General features: G+C 75.2%; 15 protein-coding genes. 8 read left to right on the top strand and 7 right to left on the bottom strand.

Annotated features, from left to right (window positions below; genetic code table 11):
- The first annotated feature begins 2 nt into the window (after positions 1 to 2).
- From ACK8OX_RS03290 to ACK8OX_RS03300, 3 genes are read left to right on the top strand one after another with little or no spacing between them, the layout of a single operon-like run.
- The gene (locus tag ACK8OX_RS03290; RefSeq protein ID WP_430662493.1) at positions 3 to 3,401 is read left to right on the top strand and encodes a hypothetical protein; all 3,399 of its coding nucleotides are present in this window, start codon (positions 3 to 5) and stop codon (positions 3,399 to 3,401) included.
- 14 nt (positions 3,402 to 3,415) lie between these two features.
- Positions 3,416 to 8,164 (top strand): hypothetical protein, encoded by a 4,749-nt coding sequence (locus ACK8OX_RS03295; protein WP_430662494.1) that lies wholly within the window; start codon positions 3,416 to 3,418, stop codon positions 8,162 to 8,164.
- A 3-nt stretch (positions 8,165 to 8,167) separates the two neighbouring features.
- Positions 8,168 to 9,958 carry a hypothetical protein gene (locus tag ACK8OX_RS03300; protein ID WP_430662495.1) on the top strand — a complete coding sequence of 597 codons (1,791 nt, stop codon included), beginning with the start codon at positions 8,168 to 8,170 and terminating at the stop codon, positions 9,956 to 9,958.
- Between the two features lie 34 nt (positions 9,959 to 9,992).
- Here the strand turns inward: ACK8OX_RS03300 and ACK8OX_RS03305 are convergent, their stop codons facing one another.
- Together ACK8OX_RS03305 and ACK8OX_RS03310 are read right to left on the bottom strand one after the other, a co-directional pair.
- Entirely contained in the window at positions 9,993 to 11,012 is a 1,020-nt protein-coding gene (locus ACK8OX_RS03305) for an amino acid ABC transporter substrate-binding protein (RefSeq protein WP_430662496.1), read from the bottom strand.
- 118 nt (positions 11,013 to 11,130) lie between these two features.
- Positions 11,131 to 12,198 carry a mandelate racemase/muconate lactonizing enzyme family protein gene (locus ACK8OX_RS03310; RefSeq protein ID WP_430662497.1) on the bottom strand — a complete coding sequence of 356 codons (1,068 nt, stop codon included), beginning with the start codon at positions 12,196 to 12,198 and terminating at the stop codon, positions 11,131 to 11,133.
- A 90-nt stretch (positions 12,199 to 12,288) separates the two neighbouring features.
- Between ACK8OX_RS03310 and ACK8OX_RS03315 the strand changes: the two genes are divergently transcribed.
- Positions 12,289 to 13,266 carry a Bug family tripartite tricarboxylate transporter substrate binding protein gene (locus ACK8OX_RS03315; protein WP_430662498.1) on the top strand — a complete coding sequence of 326 codons (978 nt, stop codon included), beginning with the start codon at positions 12,289 to 12,291 and terminating at the stop codon, positions 13,264 to 13,266.
- 21 nt (positions 13,267 to 13,287) lie between these two features.
- On the opposite strand, the gene ACK8OX_RS03320 is transcribed toward ACK8OX_RS03315, so the two are convergent.
- The 5 genes from ACK8OX_RS03320 to ACK8OX_RS03340 are packed head-to-tail and all read right to left on the bottom strand — an operon-like array spanning position 13,288 to position 17,208.
- Complete coding sequence (locus ACK8OX_RS03320) at positions 13,288 to 14,202, bottom strand: aminotransferase class IV (protein WP_430662499.1); 915 nt, start codon at positions 14,200 to 14,202, stop codon at positions 13,288 to 13,290.
- 13 nt (positions 14,203 to 14,215) lie between these two features.
- Positions 14,216 to 14,986 (bottom strand): amino acid ABC transporter ATP-binding protein, encoded by a 771-nt coding sequence (locus ACK8OX_RS03325; RefSeq protein WP_430662500.1) that lies wholly within the window; start codon positions 14,984 to 14,986, stop codon positions 14,216 to 14,218.
- A gap of 2 nt (positions 14,987 to 14,988) precedes the next feature.
- Positions 14,989 to 15,657, bottom strand: coding sequence for an amino acid ABC transporter permease (locus ACK8OX_RS03330; RefSeq protein WP_430662501.1), 669 nt, complete (start codon positions 15,655 to 15,657; stop codon positions 14,989 to 14,991).
- Positions 15,657 to 16,325 (bottom strand): amino acid ABC transporter permease, encoded by a 669-nt coding sequence (locus tag ACK8OX_RS03335; RefSeq protein ID WP_430662502.1) that lies wholly within the window; start codon positions 16,323 to 16,325, stop codon positions 15,657 to 15,659. Before ACK8OX_RS03335 ends, ACK8OX_RS03330 begins: the two co-directional genes overlap by 1 nt.
- 22 nt (positions 16,326 to 16,347) lie before the next feature.
- Complete coding sequence (locus tag ACK8OX_RS03340; RefSeq protein ID WP_430662503.1) at positions 16,348 to 17,208, bottom strand: transporter substrate-binding domain-containing protein; 861 nt, start codon at positions 17,206 to 17,208, stop codon at positions 16,348 to 16,350.
- A 107-nt stretch (positions 17,209 to 17,315) separates the two neighbouring features.
- On the opposite strand from ACK8OX_RS03340, the gene ACK8OX_RS03345 reads away from it, so the two are divergent.
- The 4 genes from ACK8OX_RS03345 to ACK8OX_RS03360 all read left to right on the top strand — a co-directional run.
- Entirely contained in the window at positions 17,316 to 18,482 is a 1,167-nt protein-coding gene (locus tag ACK8OX_RS03345; protein ID WP_430662504.1) for an amidohydrolase family protein, read from the top strand.
- A 22-nt stretch (positions 18,483 to 18,504) separates the two neighbouring features.
- Positions 18,505 to 19,047, top strand: a complete 543-nt coding sequence (locus ACK8OX_RS03350) for a carboxymuconolactone decarboxylase family protein (protein WP_430662505.1) — start codon at positions 18,505 to 18,507, stop codon at positions 19,045 to 19,047.
- A gap of 42 nt (positions 19,048 to 19,089) precedes the next feature.
- Complete coding sequence (locus ACK8OX_RS03355) at positions 19,090 to 19,890, top strand: HpcH/HpaI aldolase family protein (RefSeq protein ID WP_430662506.1); 801 nt, start codon at positions 19,090 to 19,092, stop codon at positions 19,888 to 19,890.
- Between the two features lie 20 nt (positions 19,891 to 19,910).
- A partial coding sequence (locus tag ACK8OX_RS03360; RefSeq protein WP_430662507.1) for a Bug family tripartite tricarboxylate transporter substrate binding protein occupies positions 19,911 to 20,743 on the top strand: 833 nt, incomplete at its 3' end.

Below are 20,743 nucleotides of genomic sequence, written 5' to 3' on the forward strand. Positions count from 1 at the left end.
CGATGCAGCGCCACCACTTCTTCTCCTGGGTGCGCCGCGGTCTCGGCGCCGCGCTCGCGCCCGCGGCGGGCGGGGTGCCGGCGCATGGCCGGGCGGAGGTCGGCATCGGCATCAGCCTCGGCGCCGACAACCTGGCGGCGGTCCGCACCTTCCTGATGCTCGGGCCGGGCGACGTGCTCGGCCTCGACCCCCGGCTGATCGTCCGGCAGGAGCCGCGCCCCGGGACGCGCGACTTCGAGCCGAACATGCTCGCCGCCATCGAATTCGACCCGCCGGACCTGCCCTGGCTGGTGGCGACCACGCCGCCGGAGGGCGAGAGGCTGCGGCCCTGGCTCGTCCTCGTCGTGCTGGACCGGGACCGCGTGCGGGGCCCGCGCGTCGCGCCCGGCCGCCCGCTGCCCTTCGTCGAGGTGCCGGCGGGGGAACTGCCAGCCCTTTCGCAGTCCTGGGCCTGGGCGCATGCGCAGCGCCTGGTCGCGGAGGAGGGCGGCGACGATGCGGCGGAGATGGCGCGCCGGCCCGAGCTGAACGTCTCCCGCCTGGTCTGCCCGCGGCGGCTCGCGCCCGACCGGCGGTGGCTGGCCTGCGTGGTGCCGGCCTGGGATGCCGGTGTGCGCGCCGGCCTCGGCGAGACCGCGGCCGATCCCCCCGCGACGCTGTCCGACGCCTGGAGCCCGGGCCAGGCGATGACGCTGCCGGTCTATCACCACTGGGAGTTCGAGACCGGCGAGGATGGCGACTTCGAGGTGCTCGCCCGCCGGCTCGGCCCGGCGCCGGCGACCATCCCGCCCCCCGGCAGCCCGGAGGCACGGCGCGGGCTGGTCTGGCTTGGCGCCGCGGATGGCCGGGCGGACACCCTGGCGGCGCTGCCGCCCGGCGGGCCGGGTGCCGAGATCCGGCAGGAGGCGCCGCTGGAGGCGCCCCGCCGCGTCGCCCGGCTGGAGGATGTGCCGGCCGCCTTCACCGAGGCGATCCGCCGCGCGACCACCCCCGCCGACCCGGCGCCCGGCGAGCCGGCCGAGCTGCTGCCGCCGCTGCACGGCGCCGGCCATGCCCGGCGCGACCGGCCGGACCCCGCCCGGATGGGCTCCGACTGGTTCGACGAGCTGAACCTGGACCCGCGCACGCGCATCGCCGCGCGGCTCGGCGCCGACACCGTCCGCCGCTACCAGGAGGACCTGATGCAGGCCGCCTGGGAACAGGTGGGGGAGGTGCTGGCGGCGAATGCGCAGCTGGACCGCGGGCGGCTGGCGGCGCTGGTGAACACCCGCGCGGTGGACCGCCATCTGCGCCGGCTGCAGCCGGAACGCGTGCTCGCCATCACCTCCGTCCTGCATGCGCGCACCTTCCCCGACCGCGCGGGCGAGCGGGGGGGCCTGACCGTCGCGGGCGAGATCGCGGCGAGCAGCCTGCCCGACCGCGCCTTCGACGCGGCCGCGCGCCGCCTGGCCAGCCCCGTCGGGCGGCTGATGCGCGTCACCGCGCGGTCGCTCGCCGCGCGCAACCTGGGCACGGACGGCGTGCGCCATGCCGCGGCGCGCGGGCTGGCCGGCGCGATGCTGCGCAGCGAGGCCGCCGCCGACCCGTCGCTGCGCGGGCGCGACGGCATCACCGGCTTCCGCCCCGCCGAGGACGCGCTGCGGCAGGGCATCGGGGAAGTGCGGATCGGGCAGGACAGCATCGCGCTCGACCGGCTCGGCGTCGGCGCGGGCGTGCTGGACCGCGCCGACCGGCCGCGGGCGGATCTCGCGCAGGTCGGCGCGCTGCCGGAAAGCCGCATCGGCGACGTGCAGCGCTTCGCCGCCGCACAGGGCACCGGGCTGGCGGAGGCGGTGGCGCAGGTGGAGGCGATGCGCGCCGCGGCGCCGCGCGCCGCCGCGGTGGCGCTGCAGGACGAAGGCGGCACGCGGCGGCTGGTGGCGCTGGAGGCGACCGAGGCGCCCGGCGGGACGGTGCTGTCGATCGTCGACGGGGCGGGACGGCGGCAGGACCTGCTGACCGCGGCGGGCGCCGGCCTTCGCGACGTGGGGCAGGCGGTGGATCTGGCGCGCGGCGCGACGCGCGGCCTGCTCGACGCCGTGCGGCAGGGGCGCCGCGCCACCGTGGCGGAGCGCTTGGAGGGCGGCCAGGCGGTGCTGCGGCTTCGCCTGACCGACCCGCCGGCGCCCCAGGCCCGCAACGAGGGGCGCGACCTGTTCCGCACGCGCCTGCGGTCCCGCACGCGGGACGTGACGATCCCATGGGGAGGGGCGTCCGACACCGTCCCGCGCGGGCGCGGCGTGGAGGCGCGGGCCGACCCGCCGGTGCTCGACCTCGGCACGGATGCGACGCCGCTGTTCAGCGCGGTGCTGGCCCTGCCGGACCGCGACCCGGCGATGGTCGCGCGGGTGGAGCTTGCCTTCGACCGGCTCGCGCTGCCGCCGCTCGCCCCCACGGCGGTGCTGGTGACACCGCGGGACGGGCTGCCGGCGCTGGCCGCGCAGCTGCGCGCCGCGATCCACCCGCCGCGGGTGATCGGCCGCCGGCTCGGCGCGCAGATCGACATCCCGCCCTGGCTCGGCGGCGGCCGAGCCCCGCTCGACCCCATCATGGCCGCGCCGGAGCTGCGCGCGCCGCTGGCCGACATGCTGTCCGCCTTCGCGCCGGACCAGATGCTCCCGCGGGAGCTGACGCTGCCGCCGGACGGGGTGGCGGCGCTGAAGACCAACCCGCGCTTCATCGCCGCCTTCATGGTCGGCGCGAACCACGAGATGAACCGGGAACTGCTGTGGCGGACCTACCCGACCGACGGGCGGGCCACCGCGCTCACGCGGTTCTGGAACTGGCGCGACCCGGCGCGTAACGACTGCGGCCCGATCCACGCCTGGCCCGCCGCCGGGCCGCTCTCGGCGCGGCTCTCCTCCGGCGGGGCGCGCATCGCGCTGGTGCTGCGGGGCAACCTGCTGCGGCGCTATCCCGGCACGCAGGTGCTGGCCTGGAAGGTGGAGGGCGGCAAGCCGATGCCGGTGGACCCGGCCCGCCCGGCCGATGCGCCGCGCGGAACCCTGTTCAGGCTCCGCATCGAGCCCGACATCACCGTCGTCGGCCTCGACATCACGGAAGCCGACCTCGACGCCGATCCGCGCTGGCACTTCGTGCTGCAGGAACCCGTCACCGAGCCGCGCTTCGGGCTGGACGCGCCGGAGACGCCGCGCGGCGGGCGCCGGCGCGGCTTCCGCGGCCAGGCGGTGGCCAACGACCTGAACTGGACCCAGACCGGCACGGAGCCGGGCGCCCATCTCGACCCGCTGCGCGTGCCGGGGGGCGGGGTGGAGGGCAGCGCGGCGGGGCTGGCCAACCTGCTGCTGCAGCGCCCCGTGCGCGTGCTGATCCCCGCCGCCACCCTGCTTCCCAAGAGCTGACCGCAGGAGCCGCCATGCCGCCGCTCGAGCTCGATAGCTTCCGCACCGCCCGCGAGGCCGCCGCCGCCGCCACGCGGGAGGCGGAGGCGTCCGGCCTGCGGGCCGCCGCGGCCGAACGCGCCGCGCTGCGCGCGCGCGCGGCAGGCGACGCCGCGGGCGCCGAGGCGCGGGAGCGGGAGGCGGCGGAGCTGCGTGCCCGCCGCGCGGAGGCGATCCGCCTGCGCGCGGAACATGGCGCCGAGGTGGCGGGCCTGCTCGGCGGGATGGAGCGCCAGGCGGAACTGCTGGTCGGCACGCTGTCGGCCGCGCATCCCGTCGCGCTGCTGCCGGTGCGGATCGAGACGCGGTTCGACCGCGACGCAGCGGGCGCGGTGGAGGCGCTCCGGGTCCGCATCTTCCCCGACCAGATCCACCTGCACCAGCACCGCCCCTTTCTGACCCCGGCCGAAGCCGCCGCGGGCCGGGCATACTGGACGGCGCTGCGCGCCAACCCGGGCGCCCCGGCCGAGGCCTGGGACGCGCTGGTCGATGCCGCCGCCACGCCGGAGCGCGCGGCCTTCGTCGCGGATGCGCTGCGGCCGCGCAACGCCGCGCCCGACGCCCCGGACTTCCCGGAGGTGGAGGAGATCGCCGCCGCCGGGCCGGCCCCGGCCCAGGCGCGCCTGCTGCCGACGCGCTGGCTCGTCGCGCTGTTCGACGCCGAGTGGCGGGAGTTCCACCGGTGCTGGGGCGAGCCGATCCCCGACAGCCTCGCCGTCGCCCCCTTCGGCGACGCCATGCTGGAGCCCGGGGAGGCGGAGGCGCCCGACCCGGAGGACGGCGACGACGAGGCGCCCGCCGCCGGGGAGGACGGGGCCGGGCCGGGCGATGCGGAGGATTTCGCCTGGGTGACGGACTTCGCGCGCGCGGAGGCGGCCGGCATGGCGGTGACCATCCGGCGCGCCGAGCTTGGCGGGCGCGATCTCGGTGCGGGCGTGCCGCGGCTGGTCGTCCTCGGCGTGGACTGGACGATGGGGCCGGAGGAAGCGGCGGGACGCCTGGCGGACCAGTTGTGCGCGCAGGGCTTCGCGCAGGGGCTGGAATTCCTCGCGCCAGGCACGCCAACCAACGCCCGCAGCGGCGGGCTGGAAGGCCGCGCGGAACGCGCGAAGGCCTTCCCGGCCGATCCGGCGGCGCTGGCGGGCGGCGCGCCGGGCGCGGAGACGGACGCCGCGCGGCTTGCCGCCGCGCTCGGCCTCGGCACCGCGGCGGGGACGGCGCTCGCGCGCTTTCCGGGCGGCCTCGCGGACCGCGAGGTCACGGCGCGGGAGTTGAACACCGCGCTGTGGGGCGCCGTCTTCGGCTTCTTCTTCGCCGAACTGGTCGATGGCATGGTCCCGCCGCCGATGCTGGACGCGCTGCGGTGGCATGTGCGCGACCACCTGCGCCCTGCGGGGCCGCTGCCGGCGCTGCGCATCGGGCGGCAGCCCTATGGCGTGCTGCCGGTCCTCGGCCTGCCGCTTCGCCGGGAGGGGGAGGCGTCCTTCGCCGCCTGGCCGGCCTTCGAGGCGGGGCTGGGGCGCATGCTGGGCCGCATCCGCGCCTGGGTGGAGGCGCCGTCGCTGCCCGGCGCCGCGGGCACCGCCCCGCTGGACGCGCTGCCCTGCATGGCGGCGGTGCCGCGGGGCGAGGACACGCCCGACATCCTGGCGCGCATCCTGAAGCAGGGGCCGCTGGCCGCGTCCGGCGCGATCCGCCTGACCATCGGCGAATGGAGCCGCCTGCATTCCACGGCCGCCAGGACCGAGGCTGCGCGGCATCACGCGGCGATGGTGGGCGCCATCTTCGCGCATCTCGGCCTGTCGCAGGAACGGCTGATGGTGTCGGAACGCACCACCCTGCCGCGCATCCTGCCGGAGCGCCGGGCGACGCCGATGCGGGGACTGCCCTGGGTCGCTGCCGACCTCGCCGGGTCGGACGTGCCGAAGCGCGCGGCGGAAAGGCTCGCCGCCCGGCTCGGCCGCCTGCATTTCGGCAACGAGGAGGCGATCCGCACGGTGCTCGCCGAGGCGGCGGACGAGGTGGACACGCTCTACGAATCGCTGCTGCTCGTCTCCGCCGCGCATGAGGTGGAGGAGGTGATCCTGAAGCTGCTGCTGCGCATGCCCGCGCCGGCGGCGGGCGGCGGGGGCGGGCGCTTCGCGGCCGAGATGGCGGGGATGGAAGCCCAGCCTGCGATGGCGCGCGCGCTGATGGTCGAGACGCCGTCGCAGGCGCTCGGCCTCAGGCGGGCCGGGGCGGCGACGAGCTTCGCGCAGGACGTCCATGCGGAGCTGGAGGTCCTGCGCGACCTGCCGGTGCTCGATGTCGCGCCGGAGTCGGGGTTCCGCGACCTCCATGCGCAGCGCGTCGCCGCGACGCTGCTCGGCGCCCGGCCGGCAGCGGAGGTGGACCATGCGATGCGCGGGCTGCTCGACTGCGGGTCGCACCGGCTGGATGCCTGGATCACCTCGCTCGCCGCGCGCCGCCTCGACGCGCAGCGCCGCGCGGCACCGGGCGGGCTGCACCTGGGCGGCTGGGGCATCGTGCACGACCTGCGCCCGGACCCGGCTGGCGAGGCGAGCGAGGGCTTCGTCCAGGTGCCGACCCTGCGCCACGGGGCGGCGGCGGCGGTGATGCGCGCGGCGCACATGGCCAACCGCGACGACGAGCCGGAGGCCTTCGCGGTGCGGCTCGACTCCGCGCGGGTGCGCGACGCGATCGCCCTGTCCGAGGGCGTGGCGCAGGGGCAGCCGCCCGGCGCGCTGCTCGGCTACCGGCTGGAGAAGCGGCTGCTGCAGGACAGGCCCCGGGCGAAGTTCATCGGCCCGCTGCGCCGGCTCTGCCCGCTTCCCGGCGCCCCGCCCGTCGTCGCGCCGGTGCCGGAGGCGACGGAGGCGATCCCGCCCGCGGGGGTGGTGGATGGCCTCGCCCTCGCGATGCTGTGGCAGGATCGCGGCACCGACGCCGCCTTCCACGCGAAGCTGCGCCCCCATGCCGGCTTCGAGCCCAGCGGCCCGGACCTCGCCGCGCTCGGCACGCATCTCGACGCGCTGCTGGGCCTGGCCGACGGCTTCGCCGACCTGTGGTCCTTCGAGGCGGTGCACCACCTCGCCTCCGGCAACCTCGACCGCGCCGCGGCCGCGATGGCGGTGACCGACCGCCAGGCGGCCCCGCCGGAGGCCCAGGCCGTGCGGACCCCGCGGGAGGCCTGGGGCTACACGCAGAAGCTGCTCTGGCTTCGCCCCGCCGATGCGGTGGCCGAGGGGTGGCCGCTGGATGTGGCGGCGGAGGCCGAGCCGGTCGGCAACGCCATCGCCGCCGACCTCATCGGCCCGCCCGGCCGTTTCCTCCTCGGCGGGGAGGTGGTGGGGGATGACGGCGCGGCGACGCCGCTGCCGGGCCTGCCGCCGACCGAACTCGGCCTGTCGCCGCTGGCGCTGCTGCGCCTGGCGGAGGAGGAGCCGGGTGGCGCCATGTCGCGGCTGGAGGCGCGGGTGGCGGCGGTGCTGGAGCGCCGCGCGACGGAAGCGGGCCTGCTGCCGGCCACGGGCCGCCTGCGCCTGCTGCCCGGCCCGCCCGCCGGGGCCGAGGCGCTGGGCCTCGATCCGCTGCTCGCGCTGCTGACCGCCGTGCGCGAGGCGCTGCACGACCGCCCGGCCGCCACCTGCCGGGACCTGGTGCCGCCGCGCGGGCCCGTGGCGGATGGCGCGGCGCGGGATGCGCTGCGACCGCGGATCGCGGCGCTGGAGGCGCGGCTGGCCGCGGCGATCGGCGCGATCGACGCCGCGGCGGACCGCGCGGCGATGCTGGAGGCGCTGCGCGGCGCCTCCGCACTCGCCGAGGTGCCGGCGCTGGTCCATGCCGATCCCCCGCCGGCGCGCATGCCGGACGAGGCGGTGGCGACCGCCGCCGCGGCGGCGCGCGCCTCGCTCGAGTCTCTGCGCCGGCGCTGCGCCGCGCCGCCCGCCGATGGCTCCGACGCCGAGGCGCTGGCGGCGGATGCGGAGACGATCCGCCACGTCTTCGGCGCCGGCTTCCCCGTGCTGCCGCCCTTCGTCCTGCCGCCCGCCGACGCCGCGGCCTGCGAGGCGAGTCTCGGCGCCCGCGCCGAGCTGCTCGGGCCCGGCGGCGGCTTCGAGGTGGTGCGCTGGCAGCGCGCGATGGCGATGGTGCGCCCTCGCATCCGCGCGCTTGTCGCCGCGCTCGACGGCGCGAGCCTGACGGGGCACGAGGCGGGGGCGGGCGCGGCGGTGGTGCAACTGCCCTTGCAGCCCGGGCAGCGATGGGTCGCGCTGCCCTTCGCCGACCCGGACCGGCCGCCGCGCGCCACGCTGCTGGCGGCCGTGCTGCTCGGCACCGCGCCACCGCTCGGCGCGCCGCTCGCGGGGGTGTCCATCGATTCCTGGGTGGAGGCGGTGCCGGAGCGGCGCGTCACCACCTCCGTCGCCTTCCACCACGACGCGCCCGGCGCGCGCCCGCCGCAATCGGTGCTGCTGGCGCTCGACCCCGGGCTCGGCGCCGCCGGCTGGTCCACCGAGGCGCTGCTGGCCGCGGTGCGGGAAGCGTTCGACCTGGCCCGGCTGCGGCTGCTGATGCCGGAGGACATCGCCGGGCACGGCGCGGTGCTGCCGACCACGCTGGTGCCGCGCAACCTGGCGGGGCAGTCGGCCTCCTCAGACCTCGTGACGAAGCTCGGGCACATCTCGGCCGCGCAGGCCGCCTTCATCGCGGGGAGGGACTGAGCCATGCCGGTCTGGGTCGCCGCCACCGAGGCGGTGGTGGATGCACGGCTGTTCGCGATCGAGCCCAGCATCACCCGTTGGCAGCGGCTGGAGGTGTCGCCCGCCGCCCTGGACATGGCGCCGGGCCTCGATGCGCGGATCGCCGACCCGCTCTGGATGGTTGGCCGGCAGTGGCAGTTCGCGGAGCTGCTGGGCAACGACGCGGGCACGCCGGTATCGGCGACCCTCGCCTGGCAGTCGGGGCCGCTGTCGGTCGCGGGCGGGGGCGCGGTGGACGGGGCTGCACCCATCGAGCCGCGGGTGGAGGCCGAGCCGGCGCGCGCCGCCTATGCCGCGCTGGCGGCGGAGGCGGGGATCGATTTCGGCCGCGCCCTGGCGCTGGAAGGCGCGGCGGAGGTGCTGCCGCTCTTCCGCGCCGCATTCCCCTTCGCGTTGCCAGACCCCGGCGAGGCCGGGGCGCGGGACCTGGCGGGGCGGCGCTTCCGCGCCCTGGCGGCGGGCGGGGCGCTGGACGGCGCGCTGCTGGCGGCGGCACTGGCCGAGGCCGAGGCAGGCGCGGGCGGCCCGGCGCTGCCCGCGGCGGTGACGCTGCCGGACGGGATGCAGAACGCGGTGCTGCGCGCCGCCACCGCCTGGCGCGCCCATTGGGCGACGCTGTTCGTCGACCCGGACGGGACCGCGCGCTGGGAAGCGGCGGCCCTGGCCTATCGCTTCGCGCTGGAGACGACCGAGCCGGATGGCCGGGTCACGCCGTTGCCGGCCGATGCCTATGCGGATGGCCGGCTGGACTGGTGGTCCTTCGACCAGGCGGCCGGCGCCGGCGGCGGCGGTGCGGCGGCGCGCAGCGTCACACGGCTGCCGGCGCCGGTGACCTTCGCGGGGATGCCGGCCGACCGCTACTGGGAGATGGAGCTGGGCGGCGCGCCGCTTTCGGGCGTGTCGGCCGGCCCGGCCGGCATCGCGACGATGCTGGCACTGGAATTCATGCTGATCTCCGGCAATGACTGGTTCCAGCTGCCGCTGCGCCTGCCCTATGGCACCGCCTGCCGCGTCACCGGCCTGACCGTCACCGACTGCTTCGGCATCGTCCAGGCGGTCGGCCGGGCAGGGACGGGCACCGGCGGCTGGGCGATGTTCGACCCGACGCTGCGGGACGGCGCGGAGGAGCCCCTGTTCCTGCTGCCCTCTGTCACTGCCGGCACGCTGGAAGGCGACCCGATCGAGGAGGTGACGCTGTTCCGTGACGAGGCGGCGAACCTTGCCTGGGCGGTGGAGCGCAGGCTGCCGGGCCTCACCGCGGTGCCGCTCGACGGCAAGGCGCTGGCGGCGCCGGAAGGCGCGCTGCTGTGGCAGCGGCCGGAGGGAGAGGCGGAGCTGGAGGCGGCCGCGATCTATCGCCTGCAGAGCCCGGTGCCGCTGCGCTGGTTCCCGCTGGTGCCGGAAGCGGACCCCGAACGCGGCGGCGGCGTCCTGCTGCGGCTGCGCAGGCTGCGCCGGGTGGTGGCGGCGCCGTCCGATGCCGCCGGGCCGGATGCGGAACGCGCCCTGCTGCTGCGCGTGAACGAGGAGACGCCGCGCGCCGCCCTGCTGCGGGGGGAGGAGGGCGGCTTCGCGCTGCCGGAACAGGAAGTGCCGCGCGCCGGCCTGATCCTGACGCGGTCCTTCCAGTACGCGCGCGGGCCGGATGGTGCGCGCTTCCTGTGGCTCGGCCGGCGCAGGCGCACCGGCCGGGGTGAGGGGGCGAGCGGGCTGGCCTTCGACCTGCTCGACCCCGTGCGCCGGCCGGCGGGATGAAGGCGCCGCGCCCGCATCCCGCCGCCCCGGCGGCTCAGCGCAGCGGCCAGGAATACATCAGGCCGCCGCGGGTCCAGAGGTCGTTCGCGCCGCGCGGCAGGCCGATCGGCGTGTTCGGGCCGATGGTGCGCTCATAGAGCTCGCCATAGTTGCCGACAGCGCGGATCGCGTCGTAGAGCCAGCTCGGCTGGAGCTTGATGGCCTGGCCGAGATCCGGGATCGTGCCGAGCAGGCGGCGGATCTGCGGGTTCTGGCTGGTGGCGCGCAGCTGCTCGGCGTTCTGGCTGGTGACGCCGAGCTCCTCCGCCTCGATCAGGCCGAACAGCACCCAGCGCACCACGTCGAACCATTCCTGGTCGTCGCGCCGCACGACGGGGCCGTAGGGCTCCTTCGAGAAGCGCTGCTCCAGGATCACGTAGTCGTTCGGGCTGGCGAACTGGCTGCGCAGCGCGGCGAGCTGCGTGGCGTCGGTGCCGATGGCGTCGCAGCGGCCGGCCTGCAGGGCCTGCGCGTTGTCCTGCATCCTCTCCTGCAGGACCGGCGTGAAGCGGATGCCGGCGGCGCGGAATGCGTCCGTCGTCACCAGCTCGTTCGTGGTGCCGGGCGACAGGCAGACGGTCATGCCGTCCATCCCGCGCAGGTCGCGCACGCCGGCATCGCGCCGCACCATGAAGCCGTGGCCGTCGTACAGGTTCACGCCCACCATGCGCAGGCCGATATTGGTGTCGCGCGTCATGGTCAGGGTGGTCTGGCGGATCAGCACGTCGATCTCGCCCGATTGCAGCGCGGTGAAGCGCTGCACCGCGGTCAGCGGCACGAAGCGCACCTTGTTGGCGTCGCCCAGCACGGCCGCGGCGACGGCGCGGCAGAGATCGGCGTCCATGCCGCGCCAGACGCCCTGGCTGTCCGGCAGGGAGAAGCCGGCGATGCCGACATTCACCCCGCAGGCGAGGATGCCGCGCTGGCGCACGCCGTCCAGCGTCGCGCCCGCCTGGGCGGTGCCGCCCCAGCACAGGAGCGCCGCGGCCGCGGCGGCGAGCATTCGTCGGAACATGTCTGGTTTCCTTCAGCGGTGGCCGTTGGTTCGGCTGGGACGACGCTACAGCATCGCGCGCCGGCGCGTCAGCGCCCCCGTCCGTCGCCGCGCCAGCGTTCCCCGGGTCGGTGCCGCGTCAGGACGGCTCGAGCCCGAGGCCCGGTCCTGCGGGCAGGTCCATGCAGCCGTCCCGCACCGCCAGCGCCGTGCCGTAGGGCGGGTGGTCGAGGTCGGCGAAATAGACCTCGATCGGTTGCTCCGCCTCCGCCGCGGCCAGGACGTGCAGCGTCGCCAGCAGGCCGGGGCCGAAATAGGGGGAATGGGGCACCACCGCGCAGCCCGCGTCGCGCGCCAGGGCCGCCACCGCGACCAGCGCGGAGACGCCGCCATGCTTGGTGGCGCTCGGCTGCGCGACATCGACCGCGCCGGCGGCGAACAGGCGCCGGAAATCCTCGACCCCGCCGAGGTTCTCGCCCGCCGCGATGGGACAGCGCGCGGCGGCGCGCACGCGTGCCATGCCGTCCAACGCCTCCGGCGGCCAGGTCGGTTCCTCCACCCAGCGGATCCCGAGCGGCGCGACGGAGTCGCAGAAGCGGATCGCGTCCTCCGGATCGTCCCAGGCGCAGTTGATGTCGAGCATCAGCGGCAACCCGGGCGCCGCCCGCCGCGCCGCGAGGATGCAGTCCGGGTCGATCTCGTGCAGCTTTATGGCGCGATAGCCGCGGCGCACCGCCTCGGCCGCGTTGCGCGCCACGTCCTCCGCCACGCCGTAGCGCAGCAGGCTGGCATAGGCCGGCACGCGGCCGCGCGCCGCGCGGCCCAGCAGCGCGTGCAGCGGCCGGCCGGCGCGGCGGCCCGCGATGTCCCACAGCGCGATGTCGATGGCGGAGATGCCGAAGGTCACCGGCCCGTTGCGGCCGTAGTTGTGCAGCCGCCGGCGCAGCATCCGGCCGATGCCGTCGATGTCGCGCGAATCCTGCCCGATGCAGGCCGGCGCGACCAGCCGTTCCACCGCGTCCTGCGTCGTGCGGGCCAGGCTGAAGCCGAAGCCCTCGCCCCAGCCATGCAGCCCGTCCTCGGTCTCGACGCGGACGAGCAGCGTTTCCATCCCGCGCAGGCCGAGATTGCCGCCAGTCGAGGCGGCGCCCGCGGCGTGGCGGAAGCCGGTGCGGTGCAGCCGGCATTCGATGCGCGCGATCCTCATGCGTGCCGACCCTCCGCTTCCGCCGCCCGCCGGCTTCGCCGATACTGGCACCGCCGCGCGGCGCGCAGAAGCCGGCGGGGAGGGGACACCATGCCGATACTGCCGAAGCGCATCGCCGCCGCCTGCCTGCTCGCCACGCTCGCGGTGCTGCCCGCCGCCGCGCAGGACGCCTTCCCGAACCGGCCGGTCCGCTTCGTCGTGCCCTTCGCCGCGGGCGGGCCGAGCGACATCGTCGCGCGCATCATGGCGCCGCGCATGGCCGCCACGCTCGGCCAGCCGGTCGTGGTGGAGAACCGCGCGGGGGCCGGCGGCGTCACCGGCGTGGACCTGACCGCGAAGGCCGCGCCGGACGGCTACACCTTCGCCATCGGCAGCGCCGGAGCACTGGCGATCTCGCCCAATCTCGGCCGCGGCACGCCCTATGACCCGCTGCGCGACCTGGCGCCGATCACGCTCGGCGTGCTGGTGCCGGAACCGGTGGTGGTGCCCGCCGCATCCCCCTTCCGGACCTTGCAGGACCTGGTGGCCGGCGCGCGGGCCCGGCCGGGCGGGCTGAACTTCGGGTCGACCGGCAACGGCAGCATGCCGCACCTGGCGGCGGAACAGCTGCGCGCCGCGGCCGGGATCGACATCGTGCATGTCTCGTACAACAGCGGCGGGCAGCTCGCCACCGCGATACTGCGGAACGAGGTGCAGCTGGGCTTCGCGGACCTGCCGGTGCTGCTGGCGAACATCCAGGCGGGATCGCTTCGCGCGCTGGCCGTCGGCACCGCGCAGCGCCTGTCCTGGCTGCCGGATGTGCCGACCTTCATCGAGGCCGGCCTGCCTTCAGTGGATGCGAGCAACTGGCACGGGCTCGTCACCTCGTCGCGCGTGCCGGCCGGCCCGCTCGACCAGCTGCGCCGCGCCGCCATCGCCGCGTTGCAGGATGCCGAGGTGCGGCGCCTGCTCGACGCGCAGGGCGCCATCCCCGGCGGCAACGCGCCGGAGGAGTTCGGCGCCTTCATCGCGGCCGAGAACCGCAAGTGGGGCGAGGTGATCCGGCGGAACAACATCACCGCCGACTGACGCGCCGCGCCCGCCGCCCCTTCAGTCCGGGGCGCCGAGGAAGCTGCGATCGTAGAGGTCGGACAGCTGCGCGGTGACCGGGCCCGGGGCATCCCCGGGCAGGCGGTGGCCATCCACCATCGCCACCCGCGTCACCCCGCCGAAGGTGCCGGTGACGAAGGCTTCCTCGGCCGAATAGACCTCAGCCAGGGTGAAGTCCTCCTGCCGGCAGGGGATGCCGTGGGCGGCGCAGAGTGCGATCACCTTGGCGCGGGTGATGCCCTTGAAGTTGAAGCGCCCCGTCGAGGTCACCACGGCGCCGTCGCGCACGATGAAGAAATTGGTGCTGTTGCAGCTCGCCACGAAGCCCAGCGGGTCCAGCATCAGCGCCTCATGCGCGCCGGCCTGGATGGCCTGGAGCAGCGGCTGGATGAGGTTGAGGCGGCTGTGCGAGTTGAGCCGCAGGTCGAAGACGTCGGGCTGCGAGCAGCGGAAGGTGGAGGTGAACAGCTTCAGCCCCGCGCGCTTCAGCCCGGGGTCCGGCATCTTGTACTCGGCCGTCACTACGATGGTCGGGCGGCCGAGCGCGTTGCGCGGGTCCTGGTGGACCGTCTTCTTCTCGCCCCGCGTCACCATCAGGCGGAGATGCGCGCCATGCGTCATCCCGTTGCCGGCGCAGGTCTCCTCCAGGATGCGGCGCATGCCGGCCGGCTCCACGCCGATGTCGAGCGCGATGGCGCGCGCGCCCTCGTAGAGCCGCTTCAGGTGTTCGTCGACGAGGACGAGCCGCCCGTGGCTGAGGCGTATCCCCTCCCACACGCCGTCGCCGAGGCCGAAGCCGGCATCGAAGATGGAGACGACGGCCTGTTCCCGCGGGACCAGCCGGCCATTCAGCCAGATGCGGACCTGCGCGTTGCGCGGGTCCTCGGCCGGGGTCTGCGCGCCCTTGCTCTCCATGGGCTGCGTCCTTTCAGAAGGCGAAGGTGGAATGGCGGCCGATGAAGGCCCGCGTGCGTTCCTGCCGCGGATGCTTCAGCACCTGCTCGGGCGTGCCTTCCTCGTGGATGCGGCCGTCATGCAGGAACAGGACGCGCGTGGCGAAGTGGTAGGCGAAGCCCAGCTCATGCGTGACGAGGAGCATGGTGCGGCCTTCGCGCGACAGCGCCAGGATGGCGTCCAGCACCTCGCCCACCAGCTCGGGGTCGAGGGCGGAGGTCGGCTCGTCGAACAGAAGCATCTCCGGCTCCATCGCCAGGGCGCGGGCGATGGCGACGCGCTGCTGCTGGCCGCCGGAGAGGCGGGAGGGATACTGCCCGGCCTTGTCCGCAAGCCCGACCCTGGACAGGTGCCGCGCGGCACGTTCCGCCGCCTCCCGCCGCGGCAGGCCGAGCACGGAGACCGGGCCCTCCGCCACGTTCTCCGCCGCCGTCATGTGGGGAAAGAGGTTGAACTGCTGGAAGATCATCCCGATCCGCGTCCGCAGGCGGCAGAGCGCCGCCTCGCGGTAGCGGATGCCGGAGCGCGTCGCCTCCCCCACCGGCTCCCCGTCCAGCACCACCCGCCCGGCGGTCGGCAGCTCCATGAAGTTGATGCAGCGGAGCAGCGTGCTCTTGCCAGAGCCGGAGGACCCGAGGATGGCGATGCGTTCGCCGCGCGCCACGGTCAGGTCGATGCCGGCCAGCACCTCATGCGTGCCGAAGCTTTTCCGCAAGCCCTCCAGCCGCAGCACCTCCTCGGCCATCGTCAGCTTCCCCTCGCGGCCAGGCGGCGTTCCAGCAGCAGCGCGGCCAGCGTGCCGGGATAGATCAGGACGAAGTAGATCACCGCCACAACCGTGAAGGTCTCGAGCGGGAGGAAGCTCTGCGTGCTGAGCGTGCGCGCCTCGTGCATCAGTTCGTGCACGGTGATGACGGAGGCGATGGAGGTCATCTTCGCAAGCTCCACCGCGCGGTTGGTGAAGGCGGGCACCATCCGGCGCACCGCTTGCGGCAGGATGATGCGCCGCATCAGCGTCCAGTAGGACATGCCGAGCGCGCGCCCCGCTTCCCACTGCCCCGCCGTGATGGATTGCAGCCCGCCGCGGTAGATCTCCGCGCAGTAGGCGGTGGTGTTGAGGCAGAGGCCGAGGCTGGCGGCGACGAAGGGCGAGACCTGGATGCCCGTCAGCACCGGGAAGGCGTAGTAGAACCAGACCAGCTGCACCAGCACCGGCGTGTTGCGGAACACCTCGATATAGGCGGTGGCCGGCCAGTTCAGCCAGCGCCGCCGCGACCCGCGCGCGATGCCGAGGAACAGGCCCGCGGCCATCGCCATGACGAAGGCGATGGCCCATAGCGCGGCGGTCAGCCGCACCCCGCGCAGCAGCAGGTCGGAGTTGGAGAGGATCTCCGCGAAGTCGAACTCGTATTCCATCACCGGTGGCCGCGGCGCAGCACCGCTTCCACGTAGCGCATGCCGAGGCTGGCGGCGAAGAGAACGAGGAAGAACAGCACCGCCACCGCCGTGTAGGTCTCGAGCGGGCGGAAGCTGCGGGAGGCGATGACCATCGCGCGGTACAGCAGCTCGCCGTAGGCGAGCGTTGCGGCAAGCGCGGTGGTCTTCACCAGCTCGAAGCTGCGCTCCATCAGCGGCGGGATCATGCGGCGCACCGCCTGCGGCAGTATGATGCGCCGCATCAGCCGCGCCTCGCTCATCCCGAGCGCGCGGCCGGCTTCCCATTGCCCCCGCTCGACCGAGACGATGCCGCCGCGGAAGATCTCGGCGAAGAAGGCGCCGGACTGGACGGACAGGGCCAGCAGCGCGGCGGCGAAGGGGCTCATGCTGACGCCGATCAGGATGGGCAGGCCGAAGAAGTACCAGAAGAAATGCACCAGCGGCGGCGTGTTCCGGTAGAACTCGATCACCGCCAGCGCCGGCAGCGAGACCAGGCGCGAGCGCGACAGCCGCAGCAGCGCCAGCGCCAGCCCGAGCCCGAGGCCGAGCAGGATCGACCAGGCCGACAGCCACAGCGTATTGCCGAGCCCTTCCAGCAGCGGCCCGGCGTCGCGCCAGACCGGGGAGAAGTCCCACTGGTAGCTCATCCCCCGGTCCGCCGCCGCGGGATCAGCCGCGGTTCTGCCACGTCTCCCGCGTGACCGGAGGCGCGCTGCCCGGCTCGATCCCGCGGAAGGTCAGGTAGTCCTCGTAGATCTTCTGCGTCTCCCCGGTGGTGTACATGTGCGCCATGGCGAGGCCGAGCCAGTCCCGCCAGGACTTGTCGGCCTCTCGCCGCACGCCGGCAGAGGTCGCGGCGGCGCGGAAGGGCTCGGGCAGCAGCACCGTCCCGCGGCGGACGCGGGCGCGCAGCATGACCAGCGCCGGGTGGAACAGGGAGATGGCATCGACCCGCCCGGCCTGGAACGCCGCCGCCGTCTCGTCGGCCGAGGGGAAGCGTTCGATCTGCGCGCGCGGCAGGCGCGCCGTCACGTCCCGGTCCGGCGAGGTGCCGAGCACGACGCCGATGCGCAGCTCCGGCTTGTTCGCGTCTTCCCAGGTGCGGATGGTCAGGCCCGGGCGGACCAGCAGGCCCTGCGCGTAGAAGAACATGGGCTGCGAGGGGAAGTCGATCGCCAGCGCGCGCTGCGGCGTGGCGTCGAGGACGAACATCACGTCGAACTGGTTTGCCTGCAGCCCCGCCACCGCGTTGCCCCAGGTGGTCTCGACCGGAACCGGACGCACGCCGAGTTCACGGGCGAGGGCGACGCCGACGCCCCAGCCGATGCCGTGCCATTCGTTGCTGCGCTGGTCGCGGAAGAACCAGGGCTCGCCGGGCGCGACGCCGATCCGCAGCTCGCCGCGGTCGCGGATCGCCTGGAGCGTGTTCGCGCCCGCGCCCTGCGCGGCGGCCGGCAGGGCCGGCGCGGCCGCGAGCATCGCGGCGCCGCCGCCCAGCATGGCCCTCCGGCCGGAATCCTTCGCTGCCATCGTCGCCCTCCACCACCTGGCGCCGCGCCGGGCGGGGCCGGGAAGGCCCGCGGGCGATGCCGGGGCGGCACATTCGCGTGCGGCCCCGGGCGCGTCAATTCGCGAAGGTGCCCGCGCGCCGCATCGCCGCCGCGCGGCGGGCGGGCGTCGACAGGCGCGGCGGGGCTGACCTAGGCTCGCGCAACGAGACCCCGCGCCGCGCGACGGGGAAGGAGGAAACGCTGACCGAGGCCACGCCCCCGGCACCGCCGGGCCAGCCCGCGCCGCCGCCGCACCCGCCGGTGCGGCCCGACTGGCTCGCGCAACGCAGGGAGGCGGCGCTGGAGCCCGCGCTGCCGATCATCGACGCGCATCACCACCTGTGGGGCGCCCCGCACCAGCCCTATCTGCTTGAGGACTTCCTGGCCGATGCCGGCGGCGGGCACGACCTGCGCGCCAGCGTCTTCGTCGAATGCCGGACCCATTACCGGACCGGCGGGGACCCGCTGTTACGGCCGCTTGGCGAGACCGAATTCGCCGTCGCCGCCGGCGAACGGGCCGATGCGCTGGGCGGGCCGCGCGTGGCCGCGGCGGTCGTGGGCTTCGCCGACCTGGCCGTGGGCGCCGCCATCCGCCCGGTGCTGGAGGCGCAGCTGGAGGCGGGGCGGGGGCGGCTGCGCGGGGTGCGCTTCATCTCCGCCTGGCACCCGGACCCGGCGGCGCGCGGGTCGCTCGCGACCCCCGCGCCGATGGTGCTGCTCGCCCCCGCCTTCCGCGAGGGCTTCGCGCAGCTCGCGCCGCTCGGCCTCGGCTTCGACGCCTGGATGTACCACACGCAGCTGGCGGAACTGCGCGACCTGGCGGATGCCTTCCCCGACACGCGGATCGTGCTGAACCATGTCGGCGGCGCGATCGGCATCGGGCCCTATGCGGGGCGCGGGCGCCATGTGCGCGCGGCCTGGGGCGCGGCGCTGCGGGACCTGGCGCGCTGCCCGAACCTGTACCTGAAGATCGGCGGCTTCGGCATGCGGCTGTTCGGCTTCGGCGCGCATGAGAGGGCGACACCCCCGGGGTCGGAGGAGCTGGCCGCGGCGTGGCGCCCGATGGTGGAGACCTGCGTCGACGCCTTCGGCCCCGCGCGCTGCATGTTCGAGAGCAACTTCCCGGTGGACAAGGCCGGCACCGGCTACACGACGCTGTGGAACACCTTCAAGCGTATCACCGCAGGATGGTCCGCGGCGGAACGCGCGGCGCTGTTCCACGACACCGCCGCGCGCTTCTACCGGATCGCGTGACACGGACGGAGGGGAGACGGGATTGGCCAGGCTGCCCTATCTGACGCGCGACGAACTGGCGCCGGAACACCGCGACGTCCTCGCCCGCGACATCTGGCTGAACCGCGTGCTGGCCAACAGCCCGGGTGCCGCGCGGGCCGTGACGGACTTCGCGATGTTCATCCGCCACCGCAGCCGGCTCGACCCCCGGTTGCGGCAGCTGGCGATCCTCCAGGTCGGCTGGCTGGCGCGCAGCCCCTACGAGTGGTCGCACCATGTCCGCATCGGCCTGGACTGCGGCTGCACGGAGGCCGACATCCGCGCCATCGCGACCGAGAGCGCGGGCGGCGCCTCCGCCCTGGAGCCCGCGGCGCGGCTCGTGCTGCGCGGCGCGCGGGAGATGTACGAGGGTGCGATGCGTGCCGCCACCTTCGATGCGCTGCGCCCGCATCTCGACGCCGAATGCCTGACCGACCTGGTGGCCACCATCGCCTTCTACTGCGGCGTGGTCCGCCTGCTCGCGACGCTGGAGGTCGAGGTCGAGCCCGACTACCAGCCGATGCTCGACGCCCACCCGCTGCCGTGACCGACGCGCGGCGCCACGCCCCAGCCGACCGGAGCCCGACCCATGGCCGATGACGCCCCCCTGCTGCGCAACCGCGTGCGGGAGAAGCTGGCCCGCGACGAGGTTGTCGCCTCCATGACCGCGCGGCTGGTGCGCGGGGTGGAGGTGGCGCAGATCGCGGCCAGCGCAGGCTTCGACAGCCTCTATGTCGATCTCGAGCACGGGCCGCTGACCATCGACGTCACCGGCCAGATCTGCATGGCGGCCCTGGCCGCCGGCATCACGCCGCTGGTGCGCGTGCCGGCGCTGACGCCGGAATTCGTCGGCCGCGTGCTGGATGCCGGCTCGCTCGGCATCATCGCGCCGCATGTCCATTCGGCCGAGGAGGCGCGCAGCGTGGTGCGGATGGCGAAGTTCCCGCCGCTCGGCACCCGCTCCGCCGCCGGGCACCTGCCGCAGTTCGGCTTCCGCAGCCTGCCGGCCGCCCTTGCCAACCCGGCGCTGGATGCCGCGACCATGGTGGTCCCGATGGTGGAGACGCTGGAGGCGCTTGCGGCGGTGGAGGAGATCGTCGCGGTGGAGGGCGTCGACATGCTGCTGGTCGGCACGAACGACCTGACGGCGGAGATGGGCATCCCCGGCGAATACGACCATCCGCGCGTGCGCGACGCCTATGCGCGCATCATCGCCGCCGCGCGCGGCGCGGGGAAGCATGTCGGCATCGGCGGGCTGGCCGGCCGGCCGGACCTGGTGGCGGAGTTCGTGCGCATGGGCGCACGCTACGTCTCGACCGGGACCGATCTCGGCTTCCTCGCCGCCGCCTGCGCGGCGAAGGCGCGCGAAGTCCACGCGCTGGCACGATGAGAGGCAAGGGAGAGGGACGGATGACGACGCGAAGGAACCTGGTCCTGGCCGGCACCGCGGCAATCGCCGCGCATCCGGCGCTGGCGCAGGGACGGGACTGGCCGACGCGCCCGGTGCGGGTGATCGTGCCCTTCGCGCCCGGGGGCTCGACCGACGTGATGGGCCGGCTGCTCGCCGACCGCTTCGCGCAGGTCTTCGGCCAGCCCTTCGTGGTGGAGAACCGCGCGGGCGCGGCCGGCATCATCGGCGTGGAGGGCGCGGCCCGCAGCACGCCGGACGGCCACACGTTGCTGATCGGCACGATCAGCACGCATGCGATGAACGTGCCCCTCTACGGCGCGCGGCTCACCTATGATCCGCTGCGCGACTTCATCCCGGTGACGCGGCTTTCGGGCGGGGTCAGCGCGGTGGTGGTGCATCCCTCGCTGCCGGTCGCGGACCTGCAGGGGTTCATCGCCCATGTGAAGGCCAGGCCCGGGGAGCTCAACTACGGCTCCGGCGGGCATGGCACGACCACGCACCTGGCGGCCGAGATGCTGAAGCACATGGCCGGGCTCGACATCGTCCACGTTCCCTTCCGCGCGCCGACCGCGGCAACCGTCGCGCTGGCGGGCGGGCAGGTGCAGGTGATGGTGGACACGCTGGTCGCCACCCGCGCCCTGGTGCGGGAAGGCAGGCTGCGGATGCTCGCCATCACCTCGCCCACGCGCCTGCCCGAATTCCCCGACCTGCCGGCCGTGGCGGAACTGCTGCCCGGCTTCGAGCTGAACGGATGGACCGGCCTGTTCGTGCCGGCCGGCACGCCGCCGGCGGTGGTGGAGCGGCTGGATGCGGCGGCCCGCGCCATGCTGGC

It is taken from the genome of Falsiroseomonas sp. CW058 (assembly GCF_050563535.1).
Lineage (GTDB): Bacteria > Pseudomonadota > Alphaproteobacteria > Acetobacterales > Acetobacteraceae > Falsiroseomonas.

Coding starts and splice junctions, on each gene's coding strand:
- ACK8OX_RS03330 (WP_430662501.1), bottom strand. CDS start 15,657: ATGGAATACGAGTTCGACTTCGCGGAGATCCTCTCCAACTCCGACCTG.
- ACK8OX_RS03300 (WP_430662495.1), top strand. CDS start 8,168: ATGCCGGTCTGGGTCGCCGCCACCGAGGCGGTGGTGGATGCACGGCTG.
- ACK8OX_RS03310 (WP_430662497.1), bottom strand. CDS start 12,198: ATGAGGATCGCGCGCATCGAATGCCGGCTGCACCGCACCGGCTTCCGC.
- ACK8OX_RS03290 (WP_430662493.1), top strand. CDS start 3: ATGCAGCGCCACCACTTCTTCTCCTGGGTGCGCCGCGGTCTCGGCGCC.
- ACK8OX_RS03295 (WP_430662494.1), top strand. CDS start 3,416: ATGCCGCCGCTCGAGCTCGATAGCTTCCGCACCGCCCGCGAGGCCGCC.
- ACK8OX_RS03340 (WP_430662503.1), bottom strand. CDS start 17,208: ATGGCAGCGAAGGATTCCGGCCGGAGGGCCATGCTGGGCGGCGGCGCC.
- ACK8OX_RS03335 (WP_430662502.1), bottom strand. CDS start 16,325: ATGAGCTACCAGTGGGACTTCTCCCCGGTCTGGCGCGACGCCGGGCCG.
- ACK8OX_RS03315 (WP_430662498.1), top strand. CDS start 12,289: ATGCCGATACTGCCGAAGCGCATCGCCGCCGCCTGCCTGCTCGCCACG.
- ACK8OX_RS03320 (WP_430662499.1), bottom strand. CDS start 14,202: ATGGAGAGCAAGGGCGCGCAGACCCCGGCCGAGGACCCGCGCAACGCG.
- ACK8OX_RS03355 (WP_430662506.1), top strand. CDS start 19,090: ATGGCCGATGACGCCCCCCTGCTGCGCAACCGCGTGCGGGAGAAGCTG.
- ACK8OX_RS03325 (WP_430662500.1), bottom strand. CDS start 14,986: ATGGCCGAGGAGGTGCTGCGGCTGGAGGGCTTGCGGAAAAGCTTCGGC.
- ACK8OX_RS03305 (WP_430662496.1), bottom strand. CDS start 11,012: ATGTTCCGACGAATGCTCGCCGCCGCGGCCGCGGCGCTCCTGTGCTGG.